Annotated in this window: 23 protein-coding genes and 2 tRNA genes; 8 read left to right on the top strand and 17 right to left on the bottom strand. The window is 68.1% G+C overall.

The window, feature by feature from the left end; translation table 11 throughout:
• Position 1 precedes the first annotated feature (1 nt).
• The 4 genes from ACQP00_RS00125 to ACQP00_RS00110 all read right to left on the bottom strand — a co-directional run bounded on the left by ACQP00_RS00125 (position 2) and on the right by ACQP00_RS00110 (position 2521).
• A complete protein-coding gene (locus ACQP00_RS00125) occupies positions 2-892 on the bottom strand; it encodes a sulfurtransferase (protein WP_433212525.1) in 891 nt (296 codons plus the stop codon).
• Between the two features lie 34 nt (positions 893-926).
• Positions 927-1181 carry a hypothetical protein gene (locus ACQP00_RS00120; RefSeq protein WP_433212522.1) on the bottom strand — a complete coding sequence of 85 codons (255 nt, stop codon included), beginning with the start codon at positions 1179-1181 and terminating at the stop codon, positions 927-929.
• A gap of 303 nt (positions 1182-1484) precedes the next feature.
• Positions 1485-1748, bottom strand: a complete 264-nt coding sequence (locus ACQP00_RS00115) for a hypothetical protein (RefSeq protein WP_433212519.1) — start codon at positions 1746-1748, stop codon at positions 1485-1487.
• Complete coding sequence (locus ACQP00_RS00110; RefSeq protein ID WP_433212516.1) at positions 1745-2521, bottom strand: SGNH/GDSL hydrolase family protein; 777 nt, start codon at positions 2519-2521, stop codon at positions 1745-1747. Before ACQP00_RS00110 ends, ACQP00_RS00115 begins: the two co-directional genes overlap by 4 nt.
• Before the next feature lie 145 nt (positions 2522-2666).
• Here ACQP00_RS00110 and ACQP00_RS00105 point away from each other — a divergent pair, with 145 nt between their 5' ends.
• The 3 genes from ACQP00_RS00105 to ACQP00_RS00095 all read left to right on the top strand — a co-directional run bounded on the left by ACQP00_RS00105 (position 2667) and on the right by ACQP00_RS00095 (position 5786).
• Entirely contained in the window at positions 2667-3392 is a 726-nt protein-coding gene (locus ACQP00_RS00105) for an arginase family protein (protein WP_433212513.1), read from the top strand.
• 193 nt (positions 3393-3585) lie between these two features.
• Entirely contained in the window at positions 3586-5247 is a 1662-nt protein-coding gene (locus ACQP00_RS00100; protein ID WP_433212510.1) for a substrate-binding domain-containing protein, read from the top strand.
• Positions 5244-5786, top strand: a complete 543-nt coding sequence (locus ACQP00_RS00095; protein ID WP_433067123.1) for a YbaK/EbsC family protein — start codon at positions 5244-5246, stop codon at positions 5784-5786. The genes ACQP00_RS00100 and ACQP00_RS00095 overlap by 4 nt, the downstream gene beginning before the upstream one ends.
• Here the strand turns inward: ACQP00_RS00095 and ACQP00_RS00090 are convergent.
• A complete protein-coding gene (locus tag ACQP00_RS00090) occupies positions 5761-6174 on the bottom strand; it encodes a SufE family protein (RefSeq protein WP_433224348.1) in 414 nt (137 codons plus the stop codon). The genes ACQP00_RS00095 and ACQP00_RS00090 overlap by 26 nt on opposite strands.
• A gap of 24 nt (positions 6175-6198) precedes the next feature.
• Here ACQP00_RS00090 and ACQP00_RS00085 point away from each other — a divergent pair, with 24 nt between their 5' ends.
• On the top strand, positions 6199-6771 hold the full coding sequence (locus ACQP00_RS00085) for a GNAT family N-acetyltransferase (RefSeq protein ID WP_433212507.1): 573 nt from the start codon (positions 6199-6201) through the stop codon (positions 6769-6771).
• Positions 6772-6820: 49 nt separating this feature from the next.
• Here ACQP00_RS00085 and ACQP00_RS00080 read toward each other — a convergent pair whose 3' ends face one another.
• A complete protein-coding gene (locus ACQP00_RS00080) occupies positions 6821-7246 on the bottom strand; it encodes a CBS domain-containing protein (RefSeq protein ID WP_433212504.1) in 426 nt (141 codons plus the stop codon).
• A gap of 282 nt (positions 7247-7528) precedes the next feature.
• On the opposite strand from ACQP00_RS00080, the gene ACQP00_RS00075 reads away from it, so the two are divergent.
• The 3 genes from ACQP00_RS00075 (at position 7529) to ACQP00_RS00065 (ending at position 10652) form a co-directional block, all read left to right on the top strand.
• Complete coding sequence (locus ACQP00_RS00075) at positions 7529-7912, top strand: helix-turn-helix domain-containing protein (protein ID WP_433212502.1); 384 nt, start codon at positions 7529-7531, stop codon at positions 7910-7912.
• 926 nt (positions 7913-8838) lie between these two features.
• Positions 8839-10032, top strand: a complete 1194-nt coding sequence (locus ACQP00_RS00070; protein WP_433212499.1) for a helix-turn-helix domain-containing protein — start codon at positions 8839-8841, stop codon at positions 10030-10032.
• 107 nt (positions 10033-10139) lie between these two features.
• Positions 10140-10652 (top strand): hypothetical protein, encoded by a 513-nt coding sequence (locus ACQP00_RS00065; RefSeq protein WP_433212496.1) that lies wholly within the window; start codon positions 10140-10142, stop codon positions 10650-10652.
• A 283-nt stretch (positions 10653-10935) separates the two neighbouring features.
• Here the strand turns inward: ACQP00_RS00065 and ACQP00_RS00060 are convergent.
• From ACQP00_RS00060 to gyrB, 6 genes are all read right to left on the bottom strand, one after another.
• Positions 10936-11008: transfer RNA gene (locus ACQP00_RS00060), tRNA-Ala, on the bottom strand.
• A 19-nt stretch (positions 11009-11027) separates the two neighbouring features.
• On the bottom strand, positions 11028-11156 hold the full coding sequence (locus tag ACQP00_RS00055) for a DLW-39 family protein (protein ID WP_360368069.1): 129 nt from the start codon (positions 11154-11156) through the stop codon (positions 11028-11030).
• Position 11157: 1 nt separating this feature from the next.
• Positions 11158-11231, bottom strand: a tRNA-Ile gene (locus ACQP00_RS00050).
• Positions 11232-11361: 130 nt separating this feature from the next.
• Positions 11362-12282, bottom strand: a complete 921-nt coding sequence (locus ACQP00_RS00045) for a DUF3566 domain-containing protein (RefSeq protein ID WP_433212493.1) — start codon at positions 12280-12282, stop codon at positions 11362-11364.
• A 3-nt stretch (positions 12283-12285) separates the two neighbouring features.
• On the bottom strand, positions 12286-14706 hold the full coding sequence (gene gyrA / locus ACQP00_RS00040; protein WP_433224346.1) for a DNA gyrase subunit A: 2421 nt from the start codon (positions 14704-14706) through the stop codon (positions 12286-12288).
• Positions 14707-14840: 134 nt separating this feature from the next.
• Positions 14841-16784 carry a DNA topoisomerase (ATP-hydrolyzing) subunit B gene (gyrB, locus tag ACQP00_RS00035; protein ID WP_433212490.1) on the bottom strand — a complete coding sequence of 648 codons (1944 nt, stop codon included), beginning with the start codon at positions 16782-16784 and terminating at the stop codon, positions 14841-14843.
• A gap of 442 nt (positions 16785-17226) precedes the next feature.
• Here gyrB and ACQP00_RS00030 point away from each other — a divergent pair, with 442 nt between their 5' ends.
• The gene (locus ACQP00_RS00030; RefSeq protein WP_433212487.1) at positions 17227-17784 is read left to right on the top strand and encodes a hypothetical protein; all 558 of its coding nucleotides are present in this window, start codon (positions 17227-17229) and stop codon (positions 17782-17784) included.
• Here ACQP00_RS00030 and ACQP00_RS00025 read toward each other — a convergent pair.
• The 5 genes from ACQP00_RS00025 to dnaA all read right to left on the bottom strand — a co-directional run bounded on the left by ACQP00_RS00025 (position 17781) and on the right by dnaA (position 23999).
• Positions 17781-18350 (bottom strand): DUF721 domain-containing protein, encoded by a 570-nt coding sequence (locus ACQP00_RS00025; protein WP_433212484.1) that lies wholly within the window; start codon positions 18348-18350, stop codon positions 17781-17783. The genes ACQP00_RS00030 and ACQP00_RS00025 overlap by 4 nt on opposite strands.
• Positions 18283-19395: a DNA replication/repair protein RecF gene (recF, locus tag ACQP00_RS00020; protein ID WP_433212481.1), complete on the bottom strand. Its 1113-nt coding sequence runs from the start codon at positions 19393-19395 to the stop codon at positions 18283-18285. The genes ACQP00_RS00025 and recF overlap by 68 nt, the downstream gene beginning before the upstream one ends.
• Positions 19396-19397: 2 nt before the next feature.
• Entirely contained in the window at positions 19398-20270 is an 873-nt protein-coding gene (gene gnd, locus ACQP00_RS00015; RefSeq protein WP_433054192.1) for a phosphogluconate dehydrogenase (NAD(+)-dependent, decarboxylating), read from the bottom strand.
• Positions 20271-20285: 15 nt separating this feature from the next.
• A complete protein-coding gene (gene dnaN, locus ACQP00_RS00010; protein ID WP_433054189.1) occupies positions 20286-21416 on the bottom strand; it encodes a DNA polymerase III subunit beta in 1131 nt (376 codons plus the stop codon).
• A gap of 840 nt (positions 21417-22256) precedes the next feature.
• On the bottom strand, positions 22257-23999 hold the full coding sequence (dnaA, locus tag ACQP00_RS00005; RefSeq protein WP_433212478.1) for a chromosomal replication initiator protein DnaA: 1743 nt from the start codon (positions 23997-23999) through the stop codon (positions 22257-22259).
• Positions 24000-24002: the final 3 nt, after the last annotated feature.

Raw genomic sequence — 24002 nt, 5'->3', positions numbered from 1 at the left:
TTTACTTGGGTGACGTGCCCTTCACGACGGGCACCCGCACGAGGTTGCCCCACTCCGTCCACGACCCGTCGTAGTTACGCACGTGCTCGTAACCCAGCAGGTGCGTCAACACGAACCAGGTGTGCGACGAGCGCTCGCCGATCCGGCAGTACGCCACGATGTCGTCGTCCGTCTTGAGGTCGAGTTCGCCCGCGTAGATCTTGCGCAGCTCGTCGGCCGGCTTGAACGACCCGTCGTCGCGGGCCGCCTGCTTCCACGGCTTGCTGACCGCTCCCGGGATGTGCCCGCCGCGGAGCGCCCCTTCCTGCGGGTAGTCCGGCATGTGCAGCAGCTCGCCCGAGTACTCCCCCGGCGACCGCACATCCACCAGTGGCCGCCCCGCCTTGATGTGCTCGAGCACGTCCTCCCGGAACGCCCGGATACGCGAGTCGTCGCGGTCCACCACCGGGTAGTCGGTGGTTTCGCGTTTCGGCGCCTCCCGGGTCATGTCCCGCCCCTCGGCGACCCACTTGGCCCGCCCGCCGTCGAGGATGCGCACGTCGCGGTGCCCGAACAGGGAGAACACCCACAGCGCGTAGGTGGCCCACCAGTTGAAGTTGTCCCCGTAGAACACGATCGTGTCGTCGGCGCCGATGCCCTTGGCGCTGCACAGCGCGGCAAACCCATCGGCGTCGAGGTAGTCCCGGGTGACCTGGTCGTTGAGCTCGGTGTGCCAGTCGACCTTGATCGCCCCGGGAATGTGCCCGGTGTCGTACAGCAGCACGTCCTCGTCGGACTCGACCACGACGAGCCCGGGTTCACCGAGATTCTCAGCCAGCCACGCGGTGGTGACGAGCCGCTCGGGGTGCGCGTACGCCTCGAGATCCGGCGCTGGATCGGATGCAACAGCCATGCCTCCGACCCTAGCCCGGCCGGGTGCGGCCGCTTCAGCCGAACAACAAGTCCCACACCGCCCAGCCGACCGCGTAAAGCCCGAACGCCGCGAACACCCCGCCGAGCATGCGCTCCATCCGCACCATGCCGACCTGCCGCTGGGCAACCTTCTCGGCCTTGCGGTGCGGGCTGACCGGCCCGACCAGGCGCGACGAAAGCGCGACATGCTTCGTGGCGATGCCCTTGAAGTTCACCGCCAGCGCGAGCCCCACCAGCAAGAAGCCCAGGCCCACGAGGATTCCGTACATCGCCGGCGCCGCCTTCGTTCGAGGCTTGTTCGGGTCTGGCCGTTGCAGCGCTTCGGTCCATGCTCGACCGAAGCCAGTGCTTCACCCCAGGTGGCCCAGAGTAGGTCCACAGGTCCACTCCGCATCCGGAGAATCGCCCCATCGCGGGACCGCCCAAGGCACGAGCCTGAGGACGCCCAGCAACGTTGTCGAAGGCGTCCGCGGCGGCTGCGGCCGCGACGCCGGCCAGGGCATTGCCTAGATGCTTGGGGGCCGGCTGTTCGGTCGCCATCGCAAGCAACGAACGCGCGACTGGCCGTTGGGTCAGGAGGTGGGTTGCTCCTGGTCGAACTCGGCCTTGCGGCGGGCCAGGTACGCCGGCCAGTCGGCGCGGGCTGCGATGACGTCGGCGATCGACAGCTTGATCACGGCGCAGTGCCCGAGCGAGCACGCCCGCGGCGCCGAGGCGTCGATCAATGAGATGCCCTGGATCTCGTCGCCGTCGATGGTTGTGCACAGGACCGGGTGGAAGGAGCAGTCCTCGTAAATGTCGCCTGGCCGGATTTCGCCGGGCTGATCCACCGTCACAGTGAGTCGGTGAGCGGGCCGAGTTCGGGGCGTTTCGCGGTGACCATGTCGCCGGAGGATTTGCCGGTCAGGCGGCGCTTTACCCACGGGGCCAGGTGGTGCGTTGCCCACATGGCGTCGGCGGCCTTGCGGGAGACCCACGACAGCTCCTCCGGCGGCGCCGGCGCGGCCAGCCAGTCCGGGTCGCACGCCACGCCCAGCTTGGTCAGGACGTGGGCGGCCACGCGGCGGTGGCCGGACGGGGAGAGGTGCAGGCGGTCGATGCCCCACAAGCGCGGGTTGGCGAACTCCGGGTCGTCCCACAGGCTCACCACGTGCGCGCCGTACTTCTGGCCGACCGACTCGATGGCGTTGTTGAACAGGTCGACGCGGGGGCGGAGCATCTTGCCGCCCGGCATGCGGCCGGTCATGTCGGCCCAGCGGAACATGACCAGGTCGGCGCCGGTGGCGCGTAACTTCGAAATCGTCCGGTCGAAGCGGTCGATCAGCGCGTCGTGCTCCCAGTTGCGGCGCAGTGCGTCGTTGCCGCCGCCGGCGAAGCTGATGAGGTCCGGTTTCATGGCGATGGCCAGCGGGACCTGCTCGGCGGCGATGTTGTCGAAGAGGCGGCCGCGTACGGCCAGGTTTGCGTACTTGAAGTCCGGCTGGTCCGCCGCCAGCACGCCGGCGACCAGGTCAGCCCAGCCGCGGTAGCCCTTGCCGTCCGGCCGCGGATCGTCCAGTCCCTCGGTGAAACTGTCACCGACCGCCACGAAGCTTGCCCACTGCCCCACAGTGTCTGTCCCTCCCCGTTGTACTGCCCGTTTCGCATCCTGTCAGGGGCCCTGCACCGGGGAAAGCGACTTTGCCGCACACCACACTTCTCACCAGCCCCTGTGGACTTGTGGATAAAGCTGTATACAGAGCTAGTGTCTGCCCATGCTGTTCGTGCCGTACCACCTCGACGAGCGGCTCGTGGGGCTGGAGGCCGACCTTCCGGCCGAGCCGGACGCCGTCATCACCGCTGAGCTGCCCGACGGGGATGTCTGGGCGCGGCTGGCCGCCCTGTACGACAACGTCGCCGACGCGGTCGCGGCAACGGACGAGCCGATCGTGGTGTCCGGTGACTGCACGGTCTCGCTGGCGACCGTGGCCGGGCTGCAGCGCGCCGGGCAGGACGTCGGGGTGGTGTGGTTCGACGCGCACGGCGATGTGCAGACGCTGGAGACGTCGACGTCCGGGTACATCGGCGGGATGCCGCTGCGCCTGCTGGTCGGCTATCGCCCCGAGTTGATCGCCACGGCGCTCGGACTGCGCGCCGTGCCCGAGGAGCGGGCGGTGCTCGTGGACGCGCGCGACCTCGATCCCGCCGAGGTCGAATATCTCGCCGGAGCTAGGCTCTCGCGGTACGACATCAATACAATTCGACCCCCGGACGGTAAGTTTCTGGTCCACGTGGATCTGGACGTGGTGGACCCCGCGGAGCTGCCCGGGTTGATGTATCCGGTCGATGGGGGACCGACGGCGGGCGCGCTGCTCGCCGCGGTGCAGAGCCTGGTCGCGACCGGGCGCGTGGCCGGGCTCGACGTCGCCTGCACCTGGCGGCCGGACGGTGGGAATGCACGACGGCGGAATTTGATCGCCGCGCTTACTAAGAGTCTCTAAAGCAAACCCACAGAGTTTCCAACCCAAGGTAATCGCACACAAGCAGACCGTATTCGTCGCCCGCGAAACACCTTCACGATTGGCCGAACGCGTGACCCAAAAACCGGTTAACTAGGGAATATTGGTAGCTGTGAGAGGACGGCATCGGGCTGCGGACCTGAGGAGCAACGGGTTCGTCGCCCTCGCGGCCGGCATGATCCTTCCCCTCGTCGCCATCGGTGCCGTCTACGGCGGGTACCGCGCCATGTCGACGGCGGGCTGCGCGGGGACGGTGCGCCTGTCCATCGCCGCCAGCCCCGAGATCGCGCCGGTCATCAAGGACGTCGCCGCCCGGTGGACCAAGACCGAGCCGCGGATCAACGACGAGTGCGTCTCCGTCGACGTGGTCTCGGTCGCCTCCAGCGAGGTCGCCGCGGCCATCGCCGGCGAGAGCGGGGCCACCGTGCCCGGCGTGGGCCAGGCCGACGGCAAGACGCAGGTGCCGCAGGTCTGGATCCCCGACTCGTCCATCTGGATCCAGCGCATGCGCGCCGCCCGCGAGGACCTGGTCACGCTGGCCTCGCCCTCCCTGGCCCGCAGCCCCATCGTGCTGGCCGTGCCCGAGCCGACCGCGAAGCAGCTCGGCTGGGTGGAGAACAAGGTCACCTGGAAGCAGGTGCTCGAGCAGATCGTCGGCAACTCCCAGGTCGTACCGGGGATCGTCGACCCGCAGCGCGACTCCGTCGGCATCTCGACGCTGGTCGCGATGGCCTCCGTGCGCGACCAGTTCGGCCCGTCGGGCGACTCGCTCACCGTCGGCGCCGTGAAGTCGCTGATGTCCGGCAAAACCGAGCAGCAGTCCGGCCTGGTCGGGCGCTTCCCCCGGGACGCCGACCCGAAGACCCTGTCCACCGCGGTGACCCTGGCGCCGCTGTCGGAGCAGGCCCTGCACGCCTACAACGCCGCCGGACCGGCCGTGCCGCTCATCGCGGTGTACCCCGATCCGGCCCCGATCGCCCTGGACTTCCCGTACGCGGCGATGCCCCGCCTGGCCCCGGACCGCGAGGCCGCCGCCGACGCGTTCCGCCAGCAGCTCACCGGGGCGTCGTTCCGCAATCTCCTGGCCCAGCACCAGCTGCGCGCCAACGACGGCACGGTCGGGACCGGCATGACGCTGAGCCCGAGCGCGCCGCCCGGCGGGCAGGTCACCCCGGTGCCGGACCCGCAGGTGATCTCCAAGGCCCTGCAGATGTGGGTCGAGATCACGCAGCCGTCACGCATGCTCGCGGTGGTGGACGTGTCGGCGGCGATGAAGACGCCGGTGCCCACCGCCGGCGGGCTGACCAAGGAGCAGGTCGCCGTCCAGGCCGCCCAGGGTGGCCTGGAGCTGTTCCCGGACTCGTGGGCCGTCGGGCTGTGGTGCTTCTCCACGGCCATGGCCGGCGGCCACGACTACGAGGAACTGGTCCCGATCGGCCCGCTCACCACCCAGCGCGACCAGTTACGCGGCGCGCTCGGCGGCCTCAAGCCAAACCCCAAGGGCGGAAGCGGCTTGTACGACACGATCCTCGCCGCGTACCAGAAGGTGCAGCAGGGCTGGGACTCCGGGCGCGGCAACTCGGTCGTGGTGGTGACCGGCGGGCGGAACAACGATCCGAGCGGGCTGTCGCTCGACGCGCTGGTCAGTGCGCTGGGCAAGGCGGAGCGCCAGGACCAGCCGGTGCAGATCATCGTCATCGGGGTCGGCTCCGAGGTGAACCAGAACGAGATGCAGCGCATCGTCGACGCGACCGGCGGCGCGGTCTTCATCGCCCCCGACCCGTCTAAGATCGGGGACATCTTCATGAAGGCCCTGGCCCTGGACGACGGACGCTGATCTTGAAGCTCGATCTCACGCCGGCGCTCGACGCGCCCGCGCTGCTCGCCCCGCCCGTCCGCGCCGCACTGGCGGCTCTTGACGGAGCTCAGACGGTACAAGTGGCGGCAATTGATCCTGAACTCGCCGACACGGCGGCCTTCTGCGCGGCCTATGACGTGACCCTGGAGCAGTCGGCCAACTGCGTGATCGTCGTGGGCAAGCCCGCCGGCGTCTATGCCGCGTGCGTGATCCTGGCGACCACCCGCGCCGACGTGAACGGAGCCGTGCGGCGGCTGCTGGGCACGCGCAAGGCGAGCTTCGCGCCGATGGACGACGCGGTGGGGATCTCCGGCATGGAGTACGGTGGCATCACCCCGATCGGCCTGCCCGCCGACTGGCCGATCTACATCGACGCGCGCGTGCCGTCCGTGGACGCCGCCGTGATCGGCAGCGGCATTCGCGGGAGCAAGATCGTGCTGCCCGGTTCGGTGCTCGCCGCGCTGCCCGGGGCCACGGTCGTCGAGGGCCTCGCTAGTCCGCTGACACCTGACGCTTGAGCCGCGCCAGGATCGCCGTGCCGCCCCGCACCCGCAACGGGCTGATCGCCTGCGCCAGTCCCATGCGCTGATACAGATCATTTGGTACGGCCAGCACCTCGTCGACCGTCGCTCCCTCGAGCCCCTCGCTCAGGATCCCCGCGAACGCGCGCGTCGTCGGCGACTCGGGCGGGCAGTCGAAGTACAACTGGACGGTCTTCTGCTCTGTGACCTCGGCCTTGAGGAAGAACGGCGTCTGGCACTCCGGCACCTGCTCCATGCCCGCATGCTCGGCGAACTCGGGCGGCAGCGGCGGGACCGCGTCGGAAAATTCCAGCAGCATCTCGAGCACCACGTCCCGCGGCGCGGAGGCGAACTCCTCCACGATCGCGGCCAGCTTGCCAGGCATCTCCACGTTGCTAACGTACCCGCTGTGCCGAAACTGATCTCGGACGTGCTGAGCCCCGGCCGCCTCGCCGCGCTGCCGCAGCCCACCCTGCCCGCCGACGACCTGGTGCTGCGCCCGTGGCGGCTGGCCGACCTCCCGGCGGTCGTGGCCGGCTACTCCGACCCGGCCATCCAGCGCTGGCACTGCCGCTCGATGACCGACGACGAGGCCGCCGCCTGGCTCGCCACCTGGCCGGAACACTGGCGCACCGAGTCGCGCGCCGGCTGGGCGATCACCACCGACGGCGACGAGGTGGCCGGACAGATCTCGCTGCGTGCCCTGCAACTCATCGATGGACAGGCCGAGGTTTCGTACTGGGTGCTGCCCACCTTCCGCGGCCGGCGCATCGCCCCGCGGGCTCTCGGTGCGCTCTCGACCTGGGCCTTCGGAACGTTAGGCCTGCACCGCCTCGAGGTCCGGCACTCGGTGGACAACCCCGCCTCGTGCCGCGTCGCCGCGACGGCCGGCTTCGCGTTCGAGGGCGTCCAGCGGGCGTCGCTGCTGCACGCGGACGGGTGGCACGACATGCACGTACACGCGCGCCTCGACTCCGATTGAGAGCCGAGGCGCGCTGTGGCTTGCTTCAGTTGTTGGGCTGTGCCTTGCTTCAGTTGTTGGGCTGTGCCTTGCTGATGCCACCGAGGACCGAGTCGGGGTCGATCTCCTCCGCGAGATCACCGATCGACACGATTCCGACGAGCCCGTTGTTGTCGTCACAGACCAGCACGCGCCGTACGGCCTGATCCCGCATGAGCAGCGCCGCCGAGTGGATCGAGTCCTCCGGCCGCACCGTGACCAGCTCCTTGGTCAGAATCTCCCCGATCGTCGTGGCCGCGGGGTCGCACCGCTCGGCAACCGCGCGCACAACGATGTCCCGGTCCGTCACGAGCCCGCTGAGCTCCGGCCCGTCAGCAACCACCACGTCACCGATATCCTGCTCCCGCATGGTCCGCGCCGCCTCGGCAAGCGTGGTCTCACTCGGCAGGTAGACCACGTTGGTGGTCATCACATCCCGGACTGTCTGCATCGTCATCGCCTGGACCTCCCGACCTTCGATGCAGATCTGTTACCCAACTCACCATTCTCTTAACGATCAAGGCGATCGCTCCGCGCGGAGGAGAACCGCTGATGAAGTCGGACGACCGGTTGCTGAGCCCCGCGGTGCTCAGTGCCCTCACCGACTGGCCCCGAATCGACCCACGACCGTAGCCGGCCGACCTGACCCCCTTGATCCCGTTCCTCAACGACCTGCTGGACGATCTGCCCTGGTGGAATCCCGACTACCGCGTCACGCAGGTCAACCAGGTCGTGCCCCATGAGATCCCCGGTTATCCGGGCGCGGCTGAAGAGGTTCACGGAGGTGACGGTCCCGGCCACCCTCACCAACCGGGCGGGGCACGAGCTGCCGTTCTTCGCCCAGATCCGCTTCGAGGCCAACATCTTGCGCCGCTTCCAGGCCAAGGTCGGCGACACCGTGATCAGCCCCGCACTCCGCCCGGCGGGCTTCCAGGACCCGCACCCGTTCGGTCCGCTCCTGCAAGCCTTGCTGGCCAACCGCCAGACCACGGCGCAGGACCTGGCCCAAGGAACAGGCCTGTCAGTGTCGACCGTCCACGGATTGCGCTCCGGCGGGCGCAGACCCCACCGGACCTCATCAGACACATCGCCGAGGCCCTTGGCCTGCCGGCGCCGGACTTAGCTGCAATCGCCGGCGTCTCCGACTAGGACTACCTGGAGTCGTGATGGAGGCCCATCCACCAGGCAACGTTGTGGGTGAGCCAGCCAGCACGGGGAGCACCCCCCATAGATCTGGGAGCGCAAGCAATCCAGTGCCGATGGCAACGCCGAGGCATGGGGGGTGTGGGGTGGGAACCCCCACGGGGGAGCGAGCGTGCGAGCGGGGAATCCGCCGTCGCAACGGCGAACAGGGCGCAGCCCTGTGCGCAGGGTGCGCCCATCGACGGTGGAAGCGAGGGGACTCGAACCCCTAACCACGAACGGCCGTTAAAGATCGTAAGTATCGGGCAGATCCAGCCCGAGAGCAGCCAGAACGCTGTCAACGCTCGTGGTCGTTTGACAACGCTTCTCACTCACATTCGGTCCGAATTTGGTCCCGATGATCTTGTTAAAGCGTCACTCCCGGGGTCGCCCTGGCTACCGAAGTCGGTAGATGCCGGGTTGCGCCAACGTGCGGCTCGATCATCAGTCGTGGCTCCGATCGACCAGCGGCTTCGGGTTTTGGCGTGCCGACGTTGACGCAGCCACTCAAGAAGTACCCGGGTGCGATCGGCGGAGTCTTGGGGCAGAACCAAGGTCGCGAGTCGAATAACGAACGAGAGCCCTAGACCCAGGAGCACGAGCGGCACCACGGCCCACCACGGAATGCCACCCAGCCCCAGAATTGCGCTCGCCCCGGCGCCAGCGAGGGCCTTAGCCGCCACCGAAAGTTGCTGCATCTACAACTCGATCCAGGCTGGCAAGATTGGCGCCACCGCCTGGTCAGTGCAATCCGCGCACACCCTCGGGAACATGATCAAATCCCCATCTTAGGTATCTGAAGCCCATGATGGGGAAATCATAGGATCGACCGTTGTCAAGAGTCAAGTTGGATGTAAAATCCCCATCATGGGTACGGTCGAGGTCCTACGTGGCGCTGTGGCCGAGCGGGTCCGGCACAACATCAAGCAAATCCGCCAAGACCGCAAGCTCACCGGGGCGCAGTTGGCCGAACTCCTAGGCGCCTTGGGCCGCCCGATGCAGCCCACGGCCGTGAACAAGATTGAGACCGGCGCCCGACGCGTCGATGTCGATGATGTCGTCGCTTTTGCGTTGGCACTGAACACCACCCCGAATCGACTTCTGCTCAACGACCCAGCCGATGGTCACGAGGAGATAGAGGTCGCGCCGCACGTGGTTGCAACGGCTTCTCAAGCCTGGACGTGGGCAAACGGGCAGCAGGTCCTCCTGCGCTCCAGCGTTGCGATGGGTCGGGCAGATGCGACGTTCGATGATCTGCAGCGAGACTTTCTCCGCCATGCCCAGCCGCCAGCCCAACACCCAGCGCAGGAGGCTGTAGATGATCTACGGAGCAGGCTTGGCGGGTTCCTAGGCTGGGTCGAGGAATATGCAATTAAGCAGCAGCGTGAAGTCAGGGCAGGCGAGGCCCGGTCGGAGATCTCGCTCGATCACCTGATCATCGCGGCGGAAGAACTGCGGCAAAGTCTCAAGCGGCTTGAAGGACAGATTATCCACATCATGGAGGATTCGCCGCTTGCAGACGAGCCGGAGTATGGCCTCGCGTTCTTCGCGTCCGTCGAGGTCCACCGGGCAGCGGCGAGCCGGGTAAGCATGGCTCGTGACCATGCCGACTTGGCTCAAGCGGCCCATACGAGCCAAGAGAAGATGGTCTACATCGCGAAGGAGGCCCACGTCGCAGCGCTGGAAAGGCTTGCGGCCGTAGTTGGGTCCGGCGATGCCGATATCGTCGCCCGGTTGCAGGCTGAGGTCGCAAGATGCCTCTCCGATGTCGAACGCGCACAACTGGCACTGGCCAATGCTCGCGACAGCGCTGCCACTGCAAGGCAAGATCTAGAGCGTGCGCAGCGCGAGCTGTATGAGCTACGCAGGATGATGCTGATCAGAAAAATGGTGCCACCACAACTGCCCCCAGCCCTGGCGTACATCGACACGATTCACCCAACAGACGACCATGCCGCGCAGGTCCGACAACTCTGGGAGAGGCTCAATCGCTCCCGCCTGCTCGAACTACCCGCAAAGCTTCCGTTGTCGGACGAGGCCAACCCGGGGTCGGGTAGCTAACGCCTGGACGGCTGCCTGGCGGACGGCAAGCCGAAGTCGTCGATCAAGCTGTACTCGAGCTCCTCGACGCGATCCTCGTCGCGGGGCAAGCTGATCCCGGACAATCCGTGCGCGGGGTACGACTGTCGAAGGAGCTCAACGGCGTATCCCGTGTGCCGAAGTGGATTCCGACCGATGAACAGGTGCTGCGGATGTTCGACGCGACTCCGCCGCGGTATCGGGCGGCGCTCTGGCTCGGGGCCGGCGAAGGGCTGCGGGTGGGGGAGGCTCACGGCGTCGAAGAAGGCAAACGCTGCTTCGGCTTCGAGGACGAGGAGCTACATGTCGTCCAGCAACTTCGGTACTCGCCGAAGGAGTACGGCGGGTTCTACCTGAGCAAGCCCAAGTCAGGATCGTCGGGGACAGTGGACCTGGACCCGGTCGTCGCGGAACACGTTCAGCAGCACATGCGGGACTTCCCGCCGGTTGAGGTACCTCTGATCGACATCACGTCGGGTGAGCAGGCGTCACGGACGGCACTGTTGCTGTTCACCACCTCGGCACGGGAACCCGTTCACCGACCGGACGTGGGCGCGGGAGTGCGGCAAGTGGCGTCAGGTGGCCGGCTGGCCGGACAGTGAGCATGCCGGGTTTCGCGCGCTACGGCATTTCTTCGCCACGATGCTCATCGCCCGGCATGTGGAGCCGCCAGAGGTTCAGCGGGCGCTCAGGCACAAGACCCTGGCGATCACGCTCGACACACCTACGTGCACTGGTGGCCGAAGCGGACCCGGGAGCGCGGCATCGTGGGCGCGGCCCTGCGGGAGCTGGCCGAACGCAGATGACGGGACCAACCCAAAGTTGGTCCCGATTTGGTCCGGGCGATCATGGCGCAGACAAAAGACCAGGTCACGCGCTGAGAAGTGGAAGCGAGGGGACTCGAACCCCTAACCCCCGCCTTGCAAAGGCGGTGCTCTGCCAGTTGAGCTACGCCCCCGCTCGGGGTGGGCTACAGACTAGCGCAGGTCCGGGGCGGTCGTCGCCTCGTGCCAGAGGGCGCGCTCCTCGTTGGCGGACTTGACGCGCTTCGCGACGTAGGCGGCGGCACCGACGACGGCGACCACCAGAAGCACCTTTTTCCACATGTGGGGCTAGCTGGAATCGAACCAGCGACCTCAGAGTTATCAGCTCTGCGCTCTAACCGACTGAGCTATAGCCCCAGCACAAACACCATCCGAACCGGCAGGACCGGAGCGGTGCGAACAGAAGGTTACCGTACCCCACGCGCCCGCCTCAAACCGGTTCCCCCCTGGCGTGGCGCGCCTGCGCCAGGGGGGACATAACCGCAGGTCAGTCCTTTTCGGCGAGGGTCAGCTCGATGCCGCCGACCAGGTCGGCGCACACGTTGTAGATGAACGAGCCCAGCGTCGCCAGGGCGGTGAAGAGGACCACGTTCACGACGCCCAGGAGGGCGGCGCCGCCGATGACGCCCTTCGCGGTGATGCGGAAGGTGCTGTCGGCCGAGCCGCCGGTCGAGCTGACCAGGTCGGCCAGGAGCTTGTTGATGCTCTTGAAGACGTCCATGGCGTCGAGGGCCAGGTACAGCACCGACGTGGCCACGATCAGGACGACGAAGAGCACGAAGCTCACGGCGAAGGCGAACTTCATCACCGACCACGGGTCGATCCGCTTGAGGTGCAGGCGGGCCCGGCGGGGGCCGCGGCCCACGGCGGAGCTGACCGTCTTGCGGGCGGCGCGCACGGCCTCGGTGACGCGGGCCGAGCCGCTGACCGCGGGGGTCGGCGTGTTGATGGCCTGCGTCGCGGCCGCGGCGGGGGTCCGCACGGCGGCCCGGGCGATGGCCGAGACGCTGGCCGTGCCCGTCGCGGTGCTGCCCATCGAGCCCGGGATCGCGACCGGCGGCGGCGAGCCGGCGGCCGGCGACTGGATCGGCACCGTCAGCGAGTCCGGCGGCGGAGCCATGCCCGGGGCACGCGTGAACTTCGGCGTGCCTCCGGTCGTGTACTCACCGGACCCGAACGAACCCCCCGAACCGGAGGAGCTCGAACCGAACGAACCCCCCGAAGAAGAGGAGCCCGAGCCGAACGCGCCCGGCGAAGAGGAGCCGGACGTGCCGGCCCCGTTGACCGAGCCAGGCTCTCCACCGGCGGCAGGCGCCCCCGAGTCAGATCCCGTCATGGCAGCCTCTCCGGCCTGCTTGGCCTCTTCGGTTGCCGAGGCGGTCCCCGACTTCGCCTGTGTGTCTGTCATCAACTAGTCCTGTTCGTCGGGCTCATCGGCGTTGCGGGCGATCGCGACGATGGTCACACCCTCAGGAAGGTCCATGAGCTTGACCCCCATTGTGTTCCGATCTCTCGTACGCCGTACAGGCTTCACGGGAGTCCGGATCACGCCACCGTTGGAGGTGATGGCGAACAGCTCATCGTCCGGGCTGATCACCACCGCGCCGACGAGACCACCGCGCCGCGACGTGATTTTAGCGGTGAGGACGCCCTTGCCGCCGCGCCCTTGCCTCGGATACTCCTCGATGGGAGTCCGCTTGGCAAAACCACCGTCGGTGGCCACCAGTACGTCCAGGTCCATGCCCTCGCGCACCACTTCCATGGCGAGCAGCTCGTCGCCCTCGGCGAAGCGCATCCCGATCACGCCGGAGGTCGCGCGGCCCATCGGGCGCAGCGCCTCGTCGTTGGCGGTGAAGCGGATCGCCTGGGCCTGCTTGCTCACCAGGAGGAGGTCGTCCTCCGGGCCGAGCAGCGCGGCGCCGACCAGCTCGTCCTCTTCGCGCAGGTTGATGCCGATGATGCCGCCCGAGCGGTTGGAGTCGAACTCCTCCAGCTTGGTCTTCTTCACCAGGCCGTCCTTCGTGGCGAGCACGAGGTACGGCGCAACCTGGTAGTTCGGGATCTCGATCACCTGCGCGATGTGTTCGTCGGGCTGGAAGGCGAGCAGGTTGGCGACGTGCTGTCCCTTCGCCGACCGCTGCGCCTCGGGCAGTTCATAGGCCTTTGCCCGATATACCCGACCTTTATTCGTAAAGAACAACATCCAGTCGTGCGTGGAGCACACGAAGAAGTGGCTGACGATGTCGTCCTGCCTGAGTGTCGCACCCGAGACGCCCTTGCCGCCGCGCTTCTGGGAGCGGTACAGGTCGACCTTCGTGCGCTTCGCGTAGCCGGTGCGCGTGATCGTCACCACAACGTCCTCCCGGACGATGAGGTCCTCCATGGAGACCTCGCCGTCGAACGGGATGACCTGGGTGCGACGGTCGTCGCCGCGGCGGGCGACGATCTCGGCGAGTTCCTCCGAAATGATCTGACGCACGCGCTCGGGCTTGGCCAGGATGTCCTTGTAGTCCGCGATCTCGATCTCGATCTTCGCCAGCTCGTCGAAGATGCGCTGGCGCTCCAACGCGGCGAGCCGGCGCAGCTGCATGTCGAGGATCGCGGTGGCCTGGATGTCGTCGATGTCCAGGAGGTTCATCAGGCCGTTCTTGGACTCCTCGGCGCTCGGCGAGCGCCGGATGAGGGCGATCACCTCGTCGAGCATGTCGAGGGCCTTGACCAGGCCGCGCAGGATGTGCGCGCGCTCCTCGGCCTTGCGCAGCCGGTAGCGGGTGCGCCGCTCGATGACGTCGACCTGGTGGGCGACGTAGTAGCGGACGAACTGCGCCAGGTTGAGCGTGCGCGGCACGCCGTCGACCAGCGCCAGCATGTTGGCGCCGAACGTCTCCTGCAGCTGCGTGTGCTTGTAGAGGTTGTTGAGCACCACCTTGGCGACCGCGTCGCGCTTGAGCACGATCACCAGGCGCATGCCGGTGCGGCCGGAGGACTCCTCGCGGATGTCGGCGATGCCGGCGAGCTTGCCCTCCTTCACCAGGTCGGCGATGCGCTCGGCGAGGTTGTCCGGGTTGACCGCGTACGGCAGCTCGGTGACCACCAGGATGGTCCGGCCCCGCGGGTCCTCCTCGACCTCGACGACCGCGCGCATGCGGATCGACCCGCGGCCCGTGCGGTACGCGTCGATGATGCCGGCGGTACCGACGATGAGGCCCTTGGTGGGGAAGTCCGGGCCCTTGACGATCGTGATCAGCTCGTCGAGGGTCTCGGCCTCGTCCGCCTCGGGGTGATCGAGGCACCACTGCACCGCCGCCGCGATCTCGCGCAGGTTGTGCGGCGGGATGTTGGTGGCCATCCCGACCGCGATGCCCGTGCTGCCGTTGACCAGCAGATTGGGGATGCGGGAGGGCAGGATCGTGGGTTCCTGGGCCCGGCCGTCGTAGTTGGGGACGAAGTCGACGGTCTCCTCGTCGATGTCCCGCAGCATCTCCATGGCCAGCGGGTCGAGGCGGGCCTCGGTGTACCGCATGGCCGCGGCGGGGTCGTTGCCCGGCGAGCCGAAGTTGCCGTTGCCGTCGATCAGCGGGTAGCGCAGCGACCAGCCCTGCGCCATGCGGACCAGGGCGTCGTAGATCGAGGCGTCGCCGTGCGGGTGGTAGTTGCCCATCACGTCGCCGACGACGCGGGCGCACTTGACGTAGCCGCGGTCGGGGCGGTAGCCGCCGTCGAACATCGCGTAGAGGATCTTGCGGTGCACCGGCTTGAGGCCGTCACGCACGTCGGGCAGCGCTCGCCCGACGATCACGCTCATCGCGTAGTCGAGGTACGAACGCTGCATCTCGACTTCGATGCCGACCGGCTCGATACGGCTGGCGACCGCAGACCCACCCTCGGCCGGAGTCTCTTCCGGGTTCTCAGGGGTGGAAGTCGGTTCCGTCACGCTCTTTATTCCTTCTCTCTAGCCGGCCGGGATCAGATGTCGAGGAACCGGACGTCCTTGGCGTTGCGCTGGATGAACGAGCGCCGCGCCTCTACGTCTTCGCCCATGAGGACGCTGAAGAGCTCGTCGGCGGTTGCAGCGTCGTCCAAGGTCACCTGGCGCAGCATCCGGGTCTCCGGGTTCATCGTGGTCTCCCACAGCTCCGGGTAGTTCATCTCGCCCAGACCCTTGAACCGCTGGATGTCGTCCGGCTTCGCGTTGGGCTTGGTGCGCTGGCGCAGCTCGATCAGGCCGTCGCGCTCCCGGTCGGTGTACGCGTACTGCGCGTCGTCGCCCTTCTTGTTCCACTTGATCTTGTACAGCGGGGGCGCCGCGAGATACACGTGCCCGAGCTCGATCAGCGGACGCATGAACCGGAAGACCAGCGTCAGCAGCAGGGTCTGGATGTGCTGGCCGTCGACGTCGGCGTCGGCCATCAGGATCAGCTTGTGGTACCGCAGCTTCTCGATGTCGAACTCGTCGTGGATACCGGTGCCGAGCGCGGTGATGAGCGCCTGCACCTCGTTGTTCTTCAGCACGCGGTCGATGCGCGCCTTCTCCACGTTGAGGATCTTGCCGCGGATCGGCAGGATGGCCTGGACCCGCGGGTCACGTCCCTGCTTGGCCGAGCCGCCGGCCGAGTCGCCCTCGACGATGAACAGCTCGCACAGGCGCGGGTCGTTGGACTGGCAGTCGGCCAGCTTGCCCGGCATCGAGCCGGACTCGAGCAGCGACTTGCGCCGGGCCAGCTTGCGGGCCTGGGAGGCGGCGATGCGCGCCCGGGCGGCCTGCGAGGCCTTGGTGATGATGGTCTTCACCTCGGCCGGGTTGCGGTCGAACCAGTCGACCAGCCACTCGTTGCAGACCTTCTGCACGAAGCTGCGCGCCTCGGTGTTGCCCAGCTTGGTCTTGGTCTGGCCCTCGAACTGGGGGTTGGCCAGCTTGACCGAGATGATCGCGGCGAGGCCCTCGCGGATGTCCTCACCGGTGAGCTTCTCGTCGCCCTTGAGGAACTTCTTGTCGGCCCCGTACTTGTTCACCACCGACGTCAGCGCGCTGCGGAAGCCCTCTTCGTGGGTGCCGCCCTCGTGCGTGTTGATGGTGTTGGCGAACGTGTAGACGCTCTCGCCGTACGACTCGTTCCACTGCATGGCGATCTCGACCGCGATGCCCTCACCCTCGGAGCCGAACTCGACGACGGTGCGGTGGATCGGGGTCTTGGTCGCGTTGAGGTGCCGCACGAAGTCGGCGATGCCGCCCTCGTAGCAGAAGACGACCTCCCGCTTCTCCTCCGGCGTGTCCGGCCGCTCGTCGCGCAGCTGGATCTTGAGGCCGCGGTTCAGGAAGGCGTACTCCTGGATGCGCCGGTACAGCGTCTCGTAGACGAACGTGGTCGTCTCGAAGATCGTCGGATCGGGCCAGAAGGTGACGCTGGTCCCGGTCTGATCGGTCGGCTCGCCCTTCTGCAGCGGCTCCGGCTTGGAGTTGTTGTACCGCTGGCGCCAGACGAACCCGTCCTTCCAGATCTCCAGGTCGATGCGCGTCGAGAGCGCGTTGACGACCGAGATGCCGACGCCGTGCAGGCCGCCGGAGACCGCGTAGGCCTGCCCGTCGAACTTGCCGCCGGCGTGCAGGACGGTGAGCACGACCTCGACGGTGGGCCGCTTCTCCTTGGGGTGCATGTCGACCGGGATGCCGCGGCCGTTGTCCACGACGCGCACGCCACCGTCGGCGAGCAGGGTGACCTCGATCGTGTCGCAGTAACCGGCCAGGGCCTCGTCGACCGCGTTGTCCACGACCTCCCACACGAGGTGGTGCAGTCCGCGCTCGCCGGTGGAGCCGATGTACATACCGGGCCGCTTGCGGACCGCCTCGAGTCCCTCGAGGACGGTGATCGAAGAGGAGTCGTAGGACTGTTCGGGCTTGTTTGCTGCCACCCTCGGTCGCTTTCTCGCACTGGCCGGCCACGCGCTGGGCGTCCCGGGTCTCGTGCGGAGTCGGTGCGTGGGTGCCCGGGGCGGAAGAAGGCACGCCGCGGCCCAGCGCTTCTCCTGGCAAGCGCCCTGACCTCGGCGGGCCGACCACCGCTGTGACGCTCACGCGGGATGTGATCGACTGTTCTCTGAGCCAGTGCAATCCTACTGTGTCCGGGCGACAATTTCGCACCGGGACGGGCCTGTAATCGCCGTAGCGGCCCGAACGGTGCCGGTCGAAGGTCCCCCCATGCGGAAGGGGTCCTCACGCCTGGTGGCGGGCGGCACAGGCAGTACCAACGCTGAATCGGCCTTTTGGAACCTCCGGGGGTCGCGCAAGTGGCCGTTCGTGCCGTATGTTCCCCGCCGCGGGGGCGGGTGCGTAGTGGAAGCAGAGGGGTGCGCGATGGGGCTGGACAACGTCGCCGTGCAGTGGCCGCGCACCGGTCGGTTCTACGACCCGGTCGCGCCGGCCGAGTTCGTCGACTTCGCCGACCTGGCCGAGAAGCTGCCGCTGCACGCCGGACCCGCGTCGGCCCTGGCCGACCACGTGGCCAAGACCGGAACGGTACGCGTCACCGGGTACACGGAGCTGGTCGACCTCCTCTTCGGACTCAACGGCGTGCTCTTCGCCACAGATGCGGCCGCCGAGGACGAGGATCCGGTGATCAGCCCGGACGACTGCGCCTGGATCGCCGGCGGGCTGGAGCGGTTCGTCGTCGGCCACGGCGAGTACGGCGACGAGATCACGTTCGAATCGGTGAGCGCGGTGCTGCGCAAGGCCCTCGAGGGCTCCCGCCTGGCCGAACAGCAGCTGCGGTGGCTGCAGAGCCGGCTGGACGCGCTGCGCGACGACTCCGGCAACGCGCCCCAGTGGTCGTACTCCATCGCCGAGCTCGACGTCCTGGCCAAGTTCTACCGGCGCTGCGCCAACCGCGGGTTCGCCGTCTACGCGGACTTCTAGCCGTACGTGTCCCGCGGGCCACGGCCCCGGATGCGGCGCGGCCCGTTGCTCCACGACGGCTGGCTCGGGCCGTGGATGTGCAGCCGTTTGACCACGTTGTGACCGACCTCACGCGCGATGCCGGCCAGGAGCTTGGTCGCGAGCATCTTCAGCTGCGTCGCCCACGCCGTGGACTCGGCCTCGATGGTCAGCTCGCCGTCCTCCAGCTTGATCGGCCGGCTGTGCGCGGCGATGTCCTCGCCGACGACCTTGGCCCACTCGCCGAAGATCCGGGCCTCGCGGGTCGGCCGGGCCCATCCGCGCTGCTTGACCAGGCGATCGAGCACCGAGCCGAAGGGCTGGGGGTCGCGGGGGTCAGGACCCGGTCCGGTGTACCCCCCGCGGCGGCGCGGCTGCTGCCCGTCGGCCACCGGCCTGCGGCGCGGCTGCGCCCGGTGCTTGGCCAGCGCGGCCTCCACCGCGGCCCGGGCCAGCTCCGGGCCGGACTGCTCCGGATTCTCAGACACGTCGCACCTCCCCGCCGCCGACCTCGAAGCGCATCCCGCGCAACGTCGACGGGACATCATCCTCCACCGCGCAGGTCACGATCACCTGACTCGCCCCGCCGACCAGCCCGGCCAGCCGGTCGCGGCGGCCGGAATCGAGCTCGGCGAACACGTCGTCGAGCACCAGGACGGGCTCCACGCCGTCGTCGCGCAACAGGTCGAAGGCCGCCAGCCGAAGGGCGAGGGCATAGGACCACGACTCGCCGTGGCTGGCATACCCCTTGGCCGGCATCTCGCCCAGGGTCAGCGTGAGCTCGTCGCGATGCGGTCCGACCAGCGTGACGCCCCGCTCGACCTCCGACGGGCGCGACTCGGACAGCGCGGCGAGCAGGGCCGCCTCCAGGTCCTCGCCGAGCGTGAAGGAGGGGTTGTACGAGATGCGCGCGTCGGACCTGCTCGCGCTCACGGCCGCATACGCCTTGGCGACGTGCGGCGCGAGCGCGTCGACGAGATCGAGCCGGGCCCGCACCAGCTGGGCGCCGTGCCGGGCCAGGTGCGTGTCCCACACGTCGAGCGTGGACAGGTCGCCGCCGCGGCTGCCGCCGGTCTTGCGGGCCAGGTAGGAGCTGCGCAGCAGGGCGTTGCGCTGCTTGAGCACCCGGTCGTAGTCCGAGCGCACGCCCGCGAAGCGGGGCTGGCGGGCGACCAGGAGCTCATCGAGGTACCGTCGCCGCTCTGAAGGGTCTCCGCGAATCAGCGAGAGGTCCTCGGGCGCGAAGAGCACCAGGCGCAGGGCCCCGAGAATGTCCCGCGTGCGGGTGACGGGCGATCGGCCGAGGCGGGCCTTGTTGGCGCGGCCGGGCTCGATCGAGAGCTCGATCAGCAGCTCCCGCTCGTCGTGCACGACGGCGCAGCGGACCACGGCGCGGGCCGCCCGGAAGCGCACCAGCGGCGCGTCCGTGGCGACCCGGTGCGACTCGAGGGTCGCCACGTAGGCCAGGGCCTCGACGAGGTTGGTCTTGCCGACCCCGTTCGGTCCCACGAGCACGCACGGCCCGGGGCCCAGCTCGACGACCACCCGCTCATAGCTGCGGAAATCGACGAGCTCCAGGCCCCGGACGTACAAGTTCAGTCCTTCTTGACCGCGTGGCCGCCGAACTGGTTGCGCAGCGCGGCGACGGCCTTCATCGCCGGCGAGTCCTCCTGGCGCGAGGCGAACCGGGCGAACAGCGAGGCGGCGATGACGTTCATCGGCACGGCGAGGCGGATGGCCTCCTCGACCGTCCAGCGGCCCTCGCCCGTGTCGTCGGCGTAGCCCTTGATCCCGGCGAGCTGCGGGTCCTCGTCCAGCGCGCGGTCGAGCAGGTCGAGCAGCCACGACTGCACCACCGATCCGGCCCGCCAGCTCTTGATGACCTCGGGGATGTTGTCCACGTACTCCGAGGCCTCGAGCAGCTCGTAACCCTCGGCGAAGGCGTGCATCATGCCGTACTCAATGCCGTTGTGGACCATCTTCGCGTAGTGCCCGGCGCCGGGGCCGCCGGCGTGGGCGAAGCCGAACTCGCCCTCCGGCTTGAGGCCCTCGAAGATCGGCATGCAGTGGTCGACGTACTGCTTGTCGCCGCCGACCATGAGCGCGTAGCCGTTCGTCCGGCCCCAGATGCCGCCGGAGACGCCGACGTCGAGGTAGCCGATGCCCTTGGTCCCCAGCTTCTCGGCCCGTGGCCGGTCGTTGCTGAAGCGCGAGTTGCCGCCGTCGATCACGATGTCGCCGGACTGCAGCAGGCCGGCGAGCTCGTCGATCGTGGGCTCGGTGAACTGCACCGGGACCATGATCCAGACCACCCGCGGCGCGGCGAGCTTCTCGACGAGTTCCTTGAGCGACGAAACGTCGGTGACGTCGGGGTGGTGGTCAAAGCCGATGACCTCGTGCCCGGCGGCGCGCAGCCGCTCGCGCATGTTGAAGCCCATACGGCCCAGGCCGATGAGACCGAGCTGCATTTTGGTGCCTCCGAATCAGCTGCCGATGCGAACCGGCATGATCAAGTACCAGTACCCAGGGACGATTTCTCCATCATCCTTTGCCGGAGACATGACCGCAGGCTTCTTCGGGTCAGTGAACGACAACACCGCGATCGGCGCGTCGAGTGCCTTGAGTCCGTCGAGCAGATACTGGTGATTGAAGGCGATCGTCATCGGTTCGCCCTCGTACTGGCAGTCCATGGCCTCGCTGGCCTTGGCGTCCTCGCTGCCGCTGGCCTCGACGACGAGCCCGTCGGTGCTGAAGGAGAGCCGCACCGGGGTCTGCCGCTCGGCGACCAGGCCGACGCGGCGGACGACCTCGTTGAGGGCGGCGACCGGAATCCGGGCCTGGGCGTTGTGGTGGTCCGGCAGCAGCGCGCGGACCTTCGGGAAGTCGCCGTCGAGCAGGCGCGAGGTGGTGCGCCGAGCGCCACCGGCGAACCCGATCATGCCCTCGCCGATCTTGCCGCGGGACAGCGCGACCGACACCGAGCCGCCGATCGGACCCAGCGTCTTCGCGGTGTCGTCGAGCGTGCGGGCCGGCACCAGGGCGGCCAGGCTCATGTCGGGTTCGTCGGGGCGCCACTCGAGTTCGCGGACCGCCAGCCGGTACCGGTCGGTGGCCAGCAGCGTGAGCTTGCTGCCCTCGATCTCGATCCGGACGCCGGTGAGCATCGGCAGCGTGTCGTCCTTGCCCGCGGCGATGGCCACCTGCGAGACCGCCCCGGCGAACACGGCCGCCTCGACGGTGCCGGCCGACTCGGGCATCTCCGGCAGGGTCGGGTAGTCCTCGACCGGCATCGTCGGCAGCGTGAAGCGGGCGCTGCCGCAGGTGATCTCAACGTGCGCGCCGACCGCGGCCACGTCCACCGGCTTGGCCGGCAGGGCCTTGGTGATCTCGGCGAGGAGGCGGCCGGAGACGAGCGTCGCGCCGTCGGCGTCGGCCTGCACCTCGACGGTGACCTGGCTGGAGACCTCGTAGTCGAATCCGGACACCTGCAGCCGGCCGTCGGCGACGCGCAGCAGGACGCCGGCGAGCACCGGCACCGAGGGGCGGCTGGGCAGGCTCTTGGCCGTCCAGGCAACGGCATCGGCGAGCGCGTCGCGCTCGACTCGGAACTTCATCGCGGTCCTCCCGCAATCGTCATCGGTACTTCATGTTCGCCGCTCGTTGCGCGCCAGGACCCCTGGCCGCCGGGATTTCGCTCCGGGGCGTACGTGGCAGTGGGTCGATTGTCGCCGGTGCTGGACTCGCTCATCGACCTTAGGGCCTCCGGACCCAGATCGTGCACCGACCCCGCCGAGTCCGGCGGCCCGACCTTCCTCCACACGCTGATGATTGTTTTTTCTCTCTTATAAAAGAGAAATACTTCGTAATAGTAGGTGGTGTGGAAACTGTGGAAAACAGCCCTTTTCGCAGGTCAAGCCACTTGTCTGACTGAGGATGAGCTGTGCATGAACCGGTGTGTGCAGCCCTGTGGATTGTGGACGAACGTTTATCCACAGCCTTTGTCCACCGGTTGTCCACCGGTAATCCCCAGGGTTTTCCCGTGGCTGTGGATATCGTAGGGCCCGAACCCCACTCACGTTCGGTCGGTCATCCACTCACTCTCCGGATGCGTCCACAGGTCGTCCACATGGGATCCCCAGGAGTTATCCACAGCCTGTGCATGGAGCCTGTGTGCGATCGGTAGCCATCCGGTGACTCCCCCGCCGAAATTGGCACGAACGAAGTTATCCACAGGATTTCTGTGGACAGCGTGTGGAAGTTGGGGACAACCGACCGAACTTCGGATCCTTAGTGCCTGTGGATGACCTGCGGAAACCTGTGGGCGGAGTGTGGATAACGTAGGGCCATTTGGCAACTACCACAAGGTCAGGAGCGCAAGCAGGGTGTGGACAACGAGCTGTCCACACCCTGTGCGAAAGATCAGTGGATTGCGGGTTTCCTGGGGATAACCGGTGTCAGGTCGTCTGCTTGATGCGGTTCGTCAGCTCGGCGATCTGGTTGTACAGCGACCGCCGCTCGGCCATCTGCTGGCGAATCTTGCGGTCCGCGTGCATGACGGTGGTGTGGTCACGGCCGCCGAACGCCTGCCCGATGCGGGGCAGCGAGAGGTCGGTCAGCTCGCGGCAGAGGTACATGGCCACCTGGCGCGCGTTGACGAGCACCCGCGAGCGGCTGTGCCCGCGCAGGTCCTCCAGGCTCACCCCGAAGTAGTCCGCCGTCGACGCCATGATCTGGTCGGCCGTGATCTCCGGGCCGGAGCCGTCCGGGATGAAGTCCCGCAGCACCTCCTCGGCCAGGCTCAGCTCGACCGGGGACCGGGTCAGGTTGGCGAACGCGGTGACCCGGATCAGCGCGCCCTCGAGCTCCCGGATCGACGAGGCGATCCGCGACGCGATGAACTCCAGCACGTCCGGCGGGGCGAAGAGCCGCTCCTGGGCCGCCTTCTTCTGCAGGATGGCGATCCGGGTCTCGAGGTCCGGCGGCTGGATGTCGGCGAGCAGGCCCCACTCGAACCGCGTGCGGAGCCGGTCCTCCAGCGTGGCCAGCTGCCGCGGCGAGCGGTCGGAGCTGATCACGATCTGCTTGTTCGCGTTGTGCAGCGTGTTGAACGTGTGGAAGAACTCCTCCTGGGTCCGCTCGCGGGTCTCCAGGAACTGGATGTCGTCGATCAGGAGGATGTCGACGTCGCGGTAGCGCCGCTGGAAGGCCTGGGTCTTGTCGTCGCGCAGGCTGTTGATGAACTCGTTGGTGAACTCTTCGGTCGACACATAGCGCACGAAGCGCGCGTTGCCGAGCATCGTCGCGTACTGCCCGATCGCGTGCAGCAGGTGCGTCTTGCCCAGCCCGGAGCCGCCGTAGATGAACAGCGGGTTGTAGGCCTTGGCCGGCGACTCGGCCACCGCGACCGACGCGGCGTGCGCGAAGCGGTTCGAGGAACCGATGACAAAGGTCTCGAAGGTGTACTTCGGGTTGAGCCGGTTCCCCGCGGAGTCCCCGGCGCTCGTCTGCGCGCGCCGGTCCTCGCGACCCGTGCCGGGCGTGGAGGGGCGGGGCGGCGGCAGCTCGTCGCGTTCGGGTTCGCGCGGCTCGTACTGCGGCTCGCGCTCGTACTTCGCCGGCTCGTACCGGACCGCGTCGGCGGCGGCCTCGACGGCGGTGCCGGAGTGCTCGTTGCGCCATGAGTCGGCCGGCTTGATGTCGCCGGGGAGGTCGAAGAGGCGGTCGTGATCCTGCTGCGGCACCTGCGCGACGCCCCGATGTTCCGGGATGCGGTGCTCGTTCGGGCGGATGTCGTTCGGGCGGAGTTCGTTCGGGCGGAGCTCGCTCATCCGGCGCTCGCCGGTGGGGTCGTCGCCGTTGAGGTTCGGCAGCGGCTCGCGCATCGTCGCCGACGCGCCGTTGGACCAGTGCGAGGCGGACGGGGCCGGCAGGGTCGGCGTGTCCTCCGGTGGGCGGACCGTCACGGCCACCTGGATGGGCCGGCCGAGCAGCCGGGAGAGCGCCTCCGTGATGACCGGGCGCAGCCGGCTCTCGATCATGTCGCGCGAGTACGGGTCCGGCACGGAGAGCAGCGCGGTGTCCTCGACGATCGCGCGCAGCCGCGTCATGCGTAGATACGCACGCTGCTGCGCCGAGTCGAGCCCGTCAGCGAGCTGGTTCGTCGCGGCGTTCCAGATCGCTGCGAGGTCGGTTTCCACCGT

This window comes from Dactylosporangium sp. CS-047395 (assembly GCF_050942185.1).
GTDB lineage: Bacteria > Actinomycetota > Actinomycetes > Mycobacteriales > Micromonosporaceae > Dactylosporangium.
Note: the sequence above shows the minus strand (reverse complement) of the source record. Positions and strands in the feature narration are given on the sequence as shown.